The organism is Micromonospora sp. NBC_01412 (assembly GCF_045040215.1).
In the GTDB taxonomy this organism is placed as follows: Bacteria; Actinomycetota; Actinomycetes; order Mycobacteriales; family Micromonosporaceae; genus Micromonospora; species Micromonospora rubida.
Window position 1 is genome coordinate 5,391,492 of the sequence record NZ_CP109528.1, and the last position, 14,514, is coordinate 5,406,005.

General features: G+C 75.7%; 2 protein-coding genes. Both read left to right on the forward strand.

The features are described from left to right. Positions 1 to 25: 25 nt before the first annotated feature. Positions 26 to 5,020, forward strand: coding sequence for a type I polyketide synthase (locus OG617_RS23945; protein ID WP_405095221.1), 4,995 nt, complete (start codon positions 26 to 28; stop codon positions 5,018 to 5,020). 45 nt (positions 5,021 to 5,065) lie between these two features. Then, complete coding sequence (locus OG617_RS23950; protein ID WP_405095222.1) at positions 5,066 to 14,512, forward strand: type I polyketide synthase; 9,447 nt, start codon at positions 5,066 to 5,068, stop codon at positions 14,510 to 14,512. Positions 14,513 to 14,514 lie beyond the last annotated feature (2 nt).

A 14,514-nucleotide genomic window follows, 5' to 3' on the forward strand; every position in this document is an offset into this window, starting at 1 on the left:
TCCGGATCGAGGCAGGTGTGACCCGATGAGCGACGACAAGCTGCGGTACTTCCTCAAGCGGGTCACCGCCGACCTGCACGACACCAAGCGCAAGCTGCAGACCGTCGAGGCGCGCGACCAGGAGCCCCTGGCCATCGTCTCGATGAGCTGCCGCTTCCCCGGTGGCGTCCGGACGCCGGAGGACCTGTGGGACCTCGTCGCCGACGGCCGGGATGCCCTCACCGAGTTCCCGGGCGACCGGGGTTGGGACCTGGGCGCGCTCTACGACCCCGACCCGAACAAGCCGGGCAAGAGCTACACCAGGGTCGGCGGCTTCCTCGACGGCGCCGGTGACTTCGACCCGACCCTGTTCGGCATCTCGCCGCGCGAGGCCCTGGCCATGGACCCGCAGCAGCGGCTGCTGCTGGAGACGTCCTGGGAGGCCGTCGAGCGGGCCGGCATCGACCCGCTGTCGCTGCGCGGCAGCTCCACCGGCGTCTTCGTCGGGCTGAGCACCTCCAACTACGGCATCGGGCTGCCGAACGTGCCCGAGGGCGTCGACATGTACCTCGGCACCGGCAACACCACCAGCGTCGCGTCCGGCCGGATCTCGTTCACCCTCGGCCTCAACGGCCCGGCCGTCACGGTGGACACCGCCTGCTCGTCGTCCCTCGTCGCCCTGCACCTCGCCGTGAACGCGCTGCGCCGAGGCGAGTGCGATCTCGCCATCGCCGGCGGCGTCACCGTGATGGCCACCCCCGGCGTCTTCGTCGTCTTCTCCCGGCAGCGCGGCATGTCCGTCGACGGCCGGTGCAAGGCGTTCGCGGACGGTGCCGACGGCACGGGCTGGGGCGAGGGCGGCGGCGTGCTCGTCGTGGAGCGGCTCGCCGACGCCGAGCGCAACGGCCACCCGGTCCTCGCCGTGATCCGGGGCAGCGCCCTCAACCAGGACGGCGCGTCCAACGGGCTCACCGCCCCGAACGGCCCCTCCCAGCAGCGGGTCATCCGGCAGGCCCTGGCCAACGCCCGCCTCGGCACCGCCGACGTCGACATGGTGGAGGCGCACGGCACCGGCACCACCCTCGGCGACCCGATCGAGGCGCAGGCGCTCATCGCCACGTACGGGCAGGACCGCCCCGCCGACCGGCCGCTGTGGCTCGGCTCGGTGAAGTCGAACATCGGCCACACGCAGAGCGCCGCCGGCGTCGCCGGGCTGGTCAAGATGGTGATGGCGCTGCGCAACGGCGTCATGCCGGAGACCCTGCACGTCGACGAGCCGTCCCAGCACGTGGACTGGACCGCCGGGGCGGTGTCGCTGCTCACCGAGTCGAAGCCGTGGCCGGAGCTGGACCGTCCCCGCCGTGGCGGCGTCTCCTCGTTCGGGGTGAGCGGCACGAACGCCCACGTGATCCTGGAGGAGTACCGGCCCCGCGTCGCCGGCCCGGACACCGTCGACGGGGCGGAGGCCGGCGAGGCCACCGCCGTCGAGCCTGCGCGCCGGCCCGGCCTGATCGCCTCCGACGTGACGATCTGGCCGGTGTCGGCCCGGTCGAAGGCCGCCCTCGCCGGCCAGGCCGCCCGGCTCGCGCGGCACGTGCGCGACCACGGCGACCTCGCCCCGGCGGCGGTCGGCTGGTCCCTGGCCACCGCCCGGTCCACATTCGACCACCGTGCCGCCGTGGTCGGCGCGGGCGCCGAGGAACTGCTGGCCGGGCTGGACGCCCTGGCCTCCGGCCAGCCGGCCGGCAACCTCGTCACCGGCACGGTCACCGGCTCCGGCGCCGGTCCCGTCTTCGTCTTCCCCGGCCAGGGCGCCCAGTCGGCGCGGATGGCCGCCGGCCTCGTCGGCCGGGCCCCCGCGTTCGACGCGAGGCTCGCCGAGTGCCAGCGGGCCCTCGCCCCGTACCTGGACGTGGACCTCGTCGCGGTGCTCACCGGCGACGACGAGTCGTGGCTGGACCGGGTCGAGGTCGTCCAGCCGGTGCTGTGGGCCGTCGGCATCGCCCTCGCCGCCGTCTGGCGCGCGGCCGGCGTCGTCCCGGACGCCGTCGTCGGCCACTCGCAGGGTGAGATCGGCGCGGCGTGCGTGGCCGGCATCCTGTCCCTGGACGACGCGGCGAAGACGGTTGCGCTGCGCTCCCGTGCCCTGGCCGCGTTGCGGGGCACCGGGGCGATGGCGTCGGTGGATCTGTCCGCCGACGCGGTCGCCGCCCGTCTCGCGCAGTTCCCCGGTGTTGGGGTGGCGGCGGTGAACGGTCCCGGCACGGTGGTGGTGTCCGGTCCGCCGCAGCCGGTGGCGGACCTGGTGGAGGCGTGTCAGGCCGAGGGGCTGCGGGCCCGGTTGATTCCGGTGGACTACGCGTCGCACTCGGTGTCGGTGCAGGAGGTCGCCGAGCAGCTCCGCGCCGACCTGGCCGACGTCACCCCGCAGGCCGGTCACACCCGCCTTGTCTCCACGTTGACCGGGGACTGGGTGGACCCGGCGAGCATGACCGCGGACTACTGGTACGACAACCTGCGCCGGACGGTGCAGTTCGACGCCGCCGTCCGGGTCGCGATCGAGGCCGGTCACCGCACCTTCGTGGAGATCAGCCCGCACCCCGTGTTGACGATGCCGGTGACGGCGATCCTGGATGACGCCGGGGCGACCGGGCACACCCTGGGCAGCCTGCGGCGGGGCGACGACGACGCGACCCGGTTGTTGACGAACCTGGCCACCGCGCACGCCATCGGCCTGCCCGTCGACCTGACGAAGGTGCTTGCGCAGACCGACGTGGTGCCGCTGCCCACGTACGCCTTCGACCACCAGCGGTTCTGGCTGGACGGCAGCGGCGGCCCCGACCTGGAGAGCCTGCTCCAGCAGGCGGCCGACCCGAGCGACGCCAGCTTCTGGGCCGCCGTGGAACGCGGCGACCTCACCGCCCTCGCCGAGACCATCGCCACCGAGGACACCCCGGCGGACCAGGCCATCGACGCGCTGCTCCCGGCCCTGCCGCTGCTCACCTCGTGGCGCCGGCAGCGGCGCCGGCAGTCCGACATCGACAGCTGGCGCTACCAGGACACCTGGAAGCCGTTGCCCGGCGTCGCCAACCGGGGCATGACCGGCACCTGGGTCGTCGTCATGCCGACCGGCGACATCGTCGAGCCCTGGCAGGACGCCTGCGTCGAGGCGCTCGCCGCGGCCGGCGCGACCCTCGTCCCGGTGCCCGTCTCCACCCCCGACGTCGACCGCGACCTGCTCGGCAAGCTGCTGCGGGAGGCGCTCGCCGTCGCGTCGGGCGGCGACGGCGAGGCCGTCGAGGTGGCCGGCGTGGTCTCGCTGCTCGCCTTCGACGAACTGGTCCACCCGCTGTACCCGTCCGTGCCGGGCGGCTACGCCGCCACCGTCGCGCTGTTCCAGGCCCTCGGCGACATCGGCCTGCGCGCCCCGATGTGGAGCGTCACCTCCGGCGCCGCATCCGTCGGCCGAGCCGACCTGCTGCGCTCCCCGGTGCAGTCGCTGGTCTGGGGCTTCGGCCGGGTCGCCGCGCTGGAGCACCCGGAGCGCTGGGGCGGCCTCGTGGACCTGCCCGAGGCCGTCGACGAGCGCTCCGCCGGCCTGCTGGTCGCGGCCCTCACCACCGCCGGGGAGGAGGACCAGATCGCGGTACGCCCCGGCGGTGTCCTCGCCCGCCGGCTCACCCGGGTCCCGCTCGGCGACAGCCAGCCCTCGAACCCGTGGCAGCCGTTCGGCACGGCGCTGGTCACCGGCGGCACCGGCGCGCTCGGCGGGCACGCCGCCCGCTGGCTGGCCCGCAGCGGCGTGGGGAACATCCTCGTCGTCAGCCGGCGGGGCCTGGCCGCGCCGGGCGCGCAGCAGCTCGTCGACGACCTCACCGAGCTGGGTGCCCAGGCCGCCGTGGTCGAGTGCGACGCCTCCGACCGGGACGCGCTGGCCGACCTGATCGACGCGATCCCCGCCGATTACCCGCTCACCACGGTCGTGCACGCCTCCGCCGTGCTGGACGACGCGATGATCAACGACATTCGGCCGGAGCAGATCGAGCGGGTGCTCCAGGCCAAGGCCGACGTCGCGTACAACCTGCACGAGCTGACCCTCGACCTGGACCTGTCCGCGTTCATCATGTTCTCGTCGTTCGCGGGCAGCGTGGCCAGCTCCGGCGTCGGCAACTACGCCCCGAGCAACGCGTTCCTCGACGCGCTCGCCCAGCACCGGCGCGGCCTCGGCCTGCCCGCCACCTCCATCGCCTGGGGCGCCTGGGCCGGCGGCGGCATGGCCGACGGGCCGCTCGGCGAGCTGCTGCACCGGCACGGCGTACCCGAGATGACCCCCGACGCGGCCATCGCCGCGCTGCACCAGGCCGTGGACCACGGCGAGGCGTTCCTCACCATCGCCGACATCGCCTGGGAGCGGTTCGCCGTCGCGTTCACCGCCACCCGGCCGGGCCCGCTGATCGGCGACCTGCCGGACGTCCGCCGGCTCGCCACGGCCGAGACGGTGGCCGGCGTGGAGGCCGGCGACGGCCCGGAGACGTTGCAGGACCGGCTCGCCGGGCTGCCCGCCGCCGAGCGGCTCGCCGTGCTGCTCGGCCTGGTGCGCAGCCAGGTCGCCGCCGTGCTCAACTACGCGTCCGCCGAGTCGGTGGACGAGCACCGGGCGTTCCGGGAGCTGGGCTTCGACTCCGTCACCGCCGTCGAGCTGCGCAACCGCCTCGGCTCGGCCACCGGGGTGGCCCTGCCGGTCACCCTGGTCTTCGACTACCCGACCCCGACGACGCTGGCGGAGTACCTCTTCGCCGAGGTCGCCCACGACGACGTGGTCACCCCGACCGCCCTCCTCGACGACCTCGACCGGATCGCCGACAGCCTCGACGTGGTGGCGCGCGACGAGGCGGCGCGAATGCGGGCCACCGTACGGCTCCAGGCGATGCTGTCCCGGCTCGGCCAGGACAGCGGTGGGGGCAACATCGGCCGACACCTCGACGACGCCACCGACGACGAACTGTTCGCGATGGTGGACAAGGACCTCGGCATTTCCTGACCCGCTCCGGCTCTCTCCCGTCCCTCCCGAGGAAGCGGCACTCCGATGGCCAATGAAGACAAGCTCCGCGACTACCTCAAGCGGGTCATGGCTGATCTCCACGACACCCGCCGCCGACTCAGCGAGGTCCAGTCCCAGGAACTGGAGCCGGTGGCGATCGTGGCGATGAGCTGCCGGCTGCCCGGCGGGGTGCGCAACCCCGACGAGCTGTGGGAGCTGCTGCGGGACGGCCGGGACGCCGTCGCCCCCTTCCCCACCGACCGGGGCTGGGACCTGGAACGGCTCTACCACCCCGACCCCGACAACCCGGGCACCTCGTACGCCCGGGAGGGCGGGTTCATCGACGGGGCCGGGGACTTCGACTCCGCCTTCTTCGGCATCTCGCCCCGCGAGGCGCTCACCATGGACCCGCAGCAGCGGCTGCTGCTGGAGACGTCCTGGGAGGCGGTCGAGGCCGCCGGGATCGACCCGGCCACCCTGCGCGGCAGCCGGACCGGGGTGTTCGTCGGCACCAACGGGCAGGACTACGGCACCCTGCTGATGATGTCGCCCGACGGCGACGAGGGGCACTCGATGACCGGGGGCGCGGCGGCCGTCGCGTCCGGCCGGGTGTCGTACACCCTCGGGCTGGAGGGTCCGGCGGTCTCCATCGACACGGCCTGCTCGTCGTCGCTGGTGGCGCTGCACCTCGCGGTGCAGGCGCTGCGGGCGGGGGAGTGCGACCTGGCCCTGGCCGGCGGGGTGACCGTGATGGCCACCCCCGGCCTCTTCATCGGCTCCAGCCGGCAGCGTGCACTCTCCCCGGACGGGCGGTGCCGGTCCTTCGCCGCCGCCGCCGACGGCGCCGGGTTCTCCGAGGGCGTCGGCTGGCTGATGGTCGAGCGGCTGTCGGACGCCCGCCGCAACGGTCACCACGTCCTCGCGGTGGTCCGGGGCTCCGCCGTCAACCAGGACGGCGCGTCCAACGGGCTGACCGCGCCGAACGGGCCGGCGCAGCAGCGGGTGATCAGCCAGGCCCTCGCCTCGGCCCGGCTGTCCACGGCCGACGTGGACGTGGTCGAGGCACACGGCACGGGCACCACGCTGGGCGACCCGATCGAGGCGCAGGCGCTCCTGGCCACCTACGGGCAGGACCGGGGCGACACCGGTCCGCTGCTGCTCGGGTCCATCAAGTCGAACATCGGCCACACCCAGGCCGCCGCCGGCGTCGCCGGAATCATCAAGATGGTGCTGGCCATGCGGCACGGGATCGTGCCCGCCACCCTGCACGTCGACGAGCCGTCCTCGCACATCGACTGGACGGCCGGCGCGGTGGAGCTGACCACCGAGGCGCGGCCGTGGCCCGAGACGGGCCGGGCCCGGCGGGCCGCCATCTCCTCCTTCGGCATCTCCGGAACCAACGCGCACGTGATCATCGAGCAGGCCGACGACGAGCCGGCCGAGCCGGTCGCCGTCCCCGCCACGGACCCAGGGCTGGTCGCCTCGGGCGTGACGGTGTGGCCGGTGTCGGCCCGGTCCAGGGCCGCCGTCGCCGGCCAGGCCGCCCGCCTGGCGTCGTACGTGCGGGAACGCGAGGGCCTCGACCCGGCGGCGGTGGGCTGGTCCCTGACGGCCACCCGGTCGACGTTCGAGCAGCGGGCCGCCGTGCTCGGTTCGACCGTCGACGAGTTGCTGGCCGGCCTGGACGCCCTGGGCGCGGGTATGCCGGCCGGGAACGTGGTCTCCGGCGTGGCGGCGGGTCCGGGCGCGGGTCCGGTGTTCGTGTTCCCGGGTCAGGGTGCGCAGTCGGCGCGGATGGCGGCGGGTCTGGTGGGTCGGACCCCGGTGTTCGACGCGCGGCTGGCGGAGTGTCAGCGGGCCCTCGCGCCGTATCTCGACGTGGATCTTGTTGCGGTGTTGACCGGCGACGACGAGTCGTGGTTGGACCGGGTCGAGGTGGTGCAGCCGGTGTTGTGGGCTGTCGGGATCGCCCTGGCGGCGGTGTGGCGGCAGGCGGGGGTGGTGCCGCAGGCGGTCATCGGTCACTCGCAGGGTGAGATCGGCGCGGCGTGTGTGGCCGGCATCCTGTCCCTGGACGACGCGGCGAAGACGGTTGCGCTGCGTTCGCGTGCTCTCGCGGTGTTGCGGGGTACCGGGGCGATGGCGTCGGTGGATCTGTCCGCCGACGCGGTCACCGCCCGCCTCGCGCAGTTCCCCGGAGTGGGCGTCGCGGCCGTGAACGGCCCGGCCACGGTGGTCGTCTCCGGCCCGCCGCAGCCGGTGGCGGACCTGGTGGAGGCGTGTCAGGCCGAGGGGCTGCGGGCCCGGTTGATTCCGGTGGACTACGCGTCGCACTCGGTGTCGGTGCAGGAGGTCGCCGAGCAGTTGCGAGCGGACCTGGCCGGCGTGACCCCGCAGGCGGGCGACGTTCGTCTCGTGTCGACGTTGACCGGGGACTGGGTGGACCCGACCTCCATGGGCGCGGACTACTGGTACGACAACCTGCGCCGGACGGTGCAGTTCGACGCCGCCGTCCGGGTCGCGATCGAGGCCGGTCACCGCACCTTCGTGGAGATCAGCCCGCACCCCGTGTTGACGATGCCGGTGACGGCGATCCTGGATGACGCCGGGGCGACCGGGCACACCCTGGGCAGCCTGCGGCGGGGCGACGACGACGCGACCCGGCTGTTGACGAACCTGGCCACCGCGTACACGGTCGGCCTGCCCGTCGACCTGACGAACGTGCTCGCCGCCACGGCCACCGTCGACCTGCCCACGTACGCCTTCGACCACCACCGGTACTGGCCCGCGCCGTCGCTCTTCCTCGCCCGCGCCGACGACGAGCCGGACATCGACCGATGGCGCTACCGGGTCACCTGGGACGCCCTGCCCGACCTGCCGCTGGACCGGCTCGCCGGCACCTGGCTGGTCCCGGTTCCCGCCGAGCTGGGCGAGGACCCGCTGGTCCAGGACGTGCTCTCCGCGCTCGGCAGCGTCGGCGTGGACGCCGTACCCGTCGAGGTGGACACCACCGCCGACGCGGCGGCGCTGGCCGGCCTGCTGCGCGACGCGCTGCCCGACGAGGGCCCCGCCTCGGTGCTGTCGCTGCTCGGGCTCGACGAGCGGGCGCACCCCGAACACCCCGCCACCACGCTGGGCGTCACCGGGACGGTCCTGCTCGTGCGGGCGCTCGGATCGCTCGACGTCGAGGCGCCGCTGTGGTGCGCCACCCGGCGGGCCGTCGCCGTCGACGCCGGGGAACCGGCGCCGAGCCCGGCCGCCGCCGCCGTCTGGGGCCTCGGCCGCGCGGTCGCCCTCGAACACCCCGGCCGCTGGGCCGGCCTGGTCGACCTGCCGGACGTCCTCGACCCCTGGACCGGGGTGCGGCTCTGCGCGGCGCTCGGCGACAACGGCGGCGAGGACCAGCTCGCCGTCCGCGACTCCGGGGTCTTCGCCCGCCGGCTCACCCGGATCACCGAGCCCGAGCCGACCGCGTCCGGCGACCCGGCGGACGACGGCTGGCGGATGCGCGACACCGTGCTGATCACCGGTGGCACCGGCGGGCTGGGCGGGCACCTGGCCCGCTGGGCGGCCCGCTCCGGCGCCGCGCACGTCCTGCTGGCCAGCCGGCGCGGCCGGGACGCCCCGGGCGCCGCCGAGCTGGAGGCGGAGCTGACCGACCTCGGCGTACGGGTCACCGTCGCGGCCTGCGACGTGACCGACCGGGCGCAGCTCGCCGACCTGCTGGCCACCGCCCCCGGGGACGCCCCGGTGAGCGCCGTGCTGCACACCGCCGCCGTCCTCGACGACGGCATCGTGGACACCACCACCCCGCAGCGCCTGCACACCGTCGCCGCCCCCAAGTGCGCCGCCGCCGTCCACCTGGACGAGCTGACCCGCGACCTGGACCTGGACGCCTTCGTGCTGTTCTCCTCGGTCGCCGGCACCACCGGCAACGCCGGGCAGGGCGCGTACGGGGCCGCGAACGCCTTCCTCGACGCCCTCGCCGAGCGGCGCCGGGGCGAGGGCCTACCCGCCCTCTCGGTGGCCTGGGGGGCGTGGAGCGGCGCCGGCCTGCCCGCCGACAACGAGCGCGCCCAGCAGCGGCTGCGCCGTGGCGGCATGGTCGGCATGGACCCCGACCTGGCCGTCGAGGCCCTGGCCCGGGCGCTGCGCCGGGGCGAGACCACCACGCTGATCGCCGACATCGACTGGGGTCGGTTCGCCCCCGCGTTCACCCTGGTCCGGCCCAGCCCGCTGATCGGGGACCTCGCCGAGGTGCGCGAGGCGGCCCGGGAGACCACGCCGCAGGCCACCGAGGAGGAGCCGGCAGCCCCGTCCGGGGCGCTGGCCCGCCGGCTTGCCGTGCTCACCCCGGCGGAACGCGCCGAGGCGCTGCTGGAACTGGTCCGCCAGTGCGCGGCGACCGCGCTGGGCTACGGCGCGGCCGACGACATCCCGGCTACCCGGCCCTTCCGGGACCTGGGCCTGGACTCGCTGACCGCGGTGGACATGCGCAACTTCCTGGCCACCGCCACCGACCTGCGGCTGCCCGCGACGCTCGCCTTCGACTACCCGAACCCGACGGTGCTCGCCGCGCACCTGGACGAGCTGCTCACCGGGGTCGTCCAGGCCGTGACCGCCCCCGCCCCGGCCGCCCCGGCCGTGGACGACGACCCGATCGCCATCGTGGCGATGAGCTGCCGCCTCCCCGGCGGGGCGGACGACCCGGAGCGGCTGTGGCAGCTCCTCGCCGCCGGCGGCGACGCGATCGGCGAGTTCCCCACCGACCGGGGCTGGGACCTCGACCGGCTGTTCGACTCCGACCCGGAGAACGAGGGCACCAGCTACGCCCAGGAGGGCGGCTTCGTCGCCGGGGTCGCCGACTTCGACGCCGGCTTCTTCGGCATCAGCCCCCGCGAGGCCCTGGCCATGGACCCGCAGCAGCGGCTGCTGCTGGAGGCGTCCTGGGAGGTGATCGAGCGGGCCGGGATCGACCCGCAGGCGCTGCGCGGCAGCCCCACCGGCGTCTTCGTCGGCACCAACTACCAGGACTACCGGAACCTGATGTACAGCGCCGAGGGCGCCGAGGGACACCTGATGACCGGCAACGCCGGCAGCGTGCTCTCCGGCCGGGTGTCGTACACCCTCGGGCTGGAGGGGCCCGCCGTCTCGGTGGACACCGCCTGCTCCTCGTCGCTGGTCGCGCTGCACTGGGCCTGCCAGGCGCTGCGCCAGGCGGAGTGCTCCCTCGCCCTCGTCAGCGGCGTCACCGTGATGTCCACCCCCGGGGTGTTCGTCGGCTTCAGCCGGCAGCGGGGCCTGGCCCCGGACAGCAGGGTCAAGGCGTTCGCCTCCGCCGCCGACGGCACGAGCTGGGGCGAGGGCCTCGGCGTGCTGCTGGTCGAGCGGCTCTCCGACGCCCAGCGCAACGGCCACCCCGTGCTCGCGGTGATCCGGGGCAGCGCCGTCAACCAGGACGGCGCGTCCAACGGCCTCACCGCCCCGAACGGGCCCTCGCAGCAGCGGGTGATCCGGCAGGCCCTCGCCAACGCCGGCCTCACCCCGGCCGAGGTGGACGCCGTCGAGGCGCACGGCACCGGCACCAAGCTCGGCGACCCGATCGAGGCGCAGGCCCTGCTCGCCACGTACGGGCGGGATCGGCCGGCCGACCAGCCGCTCTGGCTCGGCTCGATCAAGTCCAACATCGGGCACACCCAGGCCGCCGCCGGGGTCGCCGGCATCATCAAGATGGTCCTGGCCCTGCGGTACGGATACCTGCCGCAGACCCTGCACGTCGACGAGCCGACCGACGAGGTGGACTGGAGCGTCGGCGCGGTCGAGCTGCTCGACGAAGGCCGGACCTGGCCGGTCACCGGCCGCCCCCGGCGGGCTGCCGTCTCCTCCTTCGGGATCAGCGGCACCAACGCGCACACCATCCTGGAGCAGGCCCCCGAGCTGCCCGTACCGGCCGAGCCGGCCGGGGACCCGGACCGGCTGCCGGTGGTGCCGGTGCTGCTGTCGGCGCGCACCGCGTCCGCGCTGGCCGCCCAGGCCGGCCCGTGGGCCGAACTGGTCACCGGGCCGGAGGCGCCGCCGATGGTCGACGTCGGCTGGTCGTCCGTGGTGTCCCGGGCCGCCCTGGAGCACCGGGCCGTCGTCCTCGCCACCGACCGGATCGCGCTGCGCACCGGGCTGCGTGCCCTCGGCTCCGGCGAGGAGTCGCCGCTGGTGGTCACCGGCGCGGTCGCGCCCCGGCCGAAGGTGGCGTACCTGTTCTCCGGGCAGGGCGCGCAGCGGGCCGGGATGGGCCGCGAGCTGGCCGCCGCGTTCCCGGCCTTCGCCGCCGCCCTCGACGAGGTCTGCGCCGCCCTCGACCCGCACCTGCCGGGGCCGCTGCGGCCGGTGCTGTTCGCCGAGCCCGGCACCGCCGACGCGGAGCTGCTGGACCGCACCGAGTACACCCAGCCGGCCCTGTTCGCCGTCGAGGTGGCGCTGTTCCGGCTGCTGGGGGCGTGGGGCGTCCGCCCCGACGCGGTCGCCGGGCACTCCATCGGCGAGTTCGCCGCCGCCCACGCCGCGGGGATGCTCAGCCTCTCCGAGGCCGCCGAGCTGGTCGCCGCCCGGGGCCGGCTCATGCAGGCGCTGCCGGACGGCGGGGCGATGCTCGCGGTCGCCGCCGCCGAGGCCGATGTGCTGGCCTCACTCGGCGACCGCGCCGACCGAGTCTCCGTCGCCGCCGTCAACGGCCCCGCCGCCGTGGTGCTCTCCGGGGCCGGCGACGCCGTCGAGGAGCTGGCCGTCGAGTGGTCGGCCCGGGGCGTACGCGTCCGGCGGCTGACCGTCAGCCATGCCTTCCACAGCCCGCTGATGGACCCGGTGCTCGACGACCTCGCCGCCGTCGCCGCCCGGCTGGAGCAGCGGACCCCGACCGTGCCGATGGTCTCCACGGTCACCGGCGCGGTGGTCGACGCGGCGGAGCTGGCCAGCCCGGCGTACTGGGTGCGGCACGCCCGCGACGCCGTGCGCTTCGCCGACGCCGTCACGGCCCTGCGGGCCCAGGGCTGCACCGGGTACGTCGAGATCGGCCCGGACGGGGTGCTCACCGCCCTCACCCAGGCCGTCCTCGCCGAGGGCGCCCCGGCCGGCGGCCGGGCCCCGCTGGTCGTGCCGACCCTCCGCCGGGACCGGCCGGAGCCGGCCGCCCTGCTGCGGGCCGTCGCCGCGCTGCACACCCACGGCGTCTCCCCGGACTGGTCCGCCCTGTACGAGGGCACCGGCGCCCAGGAGATGGACCTGCCCACGTACGTCTTCGACCGGCAGCGCTACTGGCCGGAGCCGCCGGACTGGGCCGCCCTCGCTCCCGCCGAGGACGACAGCACCGAGGTCGAGCGCCGGTTCTGGGCGGCGATCGAGGCCGAGGACTTCGAGTCGCTGACCCGCGAGCTGGACGTGGACCGCGACCAGCCGTTCGGGGCGGTGCTGCCGGCCCTGTCCGCGTGGCGGCGGCGCGGCCGGGAACGCTCCCTCGTGGACGGCGCCCGGTACCGGGCGGTCTGGGAGCCGCTGGCCGGCACGCCGACGGAGCAGGACACCGGCCCCTGGCTGGTGCTGCTGCCCGCCGACCGGGCCGACGACCCGGACCTGGACGCCTGCACCTGGACCCTCGGCGACGACGTGACCACCGTGCCCGTCGACACCGCCGCCGACCCCGACGAGCTGGGCGGCCAGCTCGCCGACGTGCTCGGCGAGGCACTCGCCGCAGCCGACGGGACGCTGTCGATCCTGTCCTTCCTCGGCCTGGACGACGCCCCGCACGCCGAGCACCCGGTGCTGCCCCGCGGCCTCGCCGCGACCGTGCAGCTCCTCCAGGAGCTCACCGACACCGACGCGGCGGCCCGGCTGTGGTGCGTCACCCAGGGCGCGGTCGGCGTCGGCGACGGCGACGCGCCGGTCAACCCCCGCCAGGCGATGCTGTGGGGGCTGGGCCGGGTGGCCGCGCTGGAACAGCCCGCCCGCTGGGCCGGGCTGATCGACCTGCCCACCACCCTGGAGAGCTGGTCGGCGATGCGCCTCGGCAGCATCCTCACCGGCGGCGTCGGGGAGGACCAGCTCGCCGTCCGCGACTCCGGGGTGCTGGTCCGCCGGCTCGTCCCGGCCGTCACCGCCGGGGAGCCCGCGCCGTGGCAACCCCGGGGCACCATGCTGATCACCGGCGGGACCGGGGCGCTCGGCGGGCACGTGGCCCGCTGGGCGGCCGGCGCCGGCGCGGAGCGGGTGGTGCTGACCAGCCGGCGCGGCGCCGACACCCCCGGCACGGCCGAGCTGCTCGCCGAGCTGGACGCCCTCGGCGTCTCCGCCCGGGTGGCCCGGTGTGACGCCGCCGACCGGGCCGCCATGACCGACCTCGTCGCCGAGCTGCGTCGGGAGGGCCCGCCGCTGCGCGCGGTGGTGCACGCCGCCGGGGTCAGCGAGGTGGTGCCGCTGGCCGACACCACCCTGGAGGACCTCGCGTACGTCATCGCCCCGAAGCTGGTCGGTGCCGAGCTGCTCGACGAGTTGCTCGACGGCGTCGAGCTGGACGCGTTCGTGCTCTTCTCGTCGATCGCGGCGGTGTGGGGCAGTGGCGGGCAGGGCGCGTACGCCGCCGGCAACGCGTACCTGGACGCGCTGGCCGAGCGGCGGCGCGGCCGGGGCCTGCCGGCCACCTCGGTGGCGTGGGGGCCGTGGACCGAGTCGGGCATGTTCGCCGACGACGCGCCGGAGCAGCTGCGCCGCCGGGGCCTGCGGGTGATGCCGCCGGGCGTGGGGATGGCCGGTCTGCGGCACGCCCTCGCCGCCGGGGACGTCACCGTCACCGTCGTCGACGTCGACTGGGCCACCTTCCAGCCGCTGTTCACGGCGCTGCGGCCCAGCCCGCTGCTGGCCGACCTGCCAGCCGTGCGGGCCCTGACGGAGACCGTCGCCGACGGCCCCGCCCCGGCCGCGCCGGCCACCCGGGACCTGCTCGCCGGGCTGCGCGCGCTGCCCGGCGAGGAGCGGCGGGCGGCGCTGCTGGAGATGGTGCGGGTGGACGCGGCGAAGGTGCTCGGCCACTCCTCCGGCGACGCGATCGAGACCGACCGGGGCTTCCTCGACCTCGGCTTCGACTCGCTGACCGCCGTGGAACTGCGCAACCTGCTCACCGCGGCGACCGGGCACGAGCTGCCCACCACGGTCGTCTTCGACTACCCGACCCCGGCCGGCCTGGCCGACCACCTCTACGAGGAGCTCTTCCCCGACGCGGGCGCGGCGGCCGGCGACGACGAGGAGTCCGTCCGCCGGGTGCTGGCCGCGATCCCGCTGGACCAGCTGCGCCAGGCCGGGCTGCTCGACCAGCTGCTCCAGCTGGCCCGCGCGGCCGGACCGGTCGCGGACACGCCGGTGGCCGTCCCGGCCGCGCCGGAGGCCGAGATCCGCGAACTGGACGTCGCCGGTCTGGTCCGGATGGCCCTGGAAGGCTCCGACTCGTGACC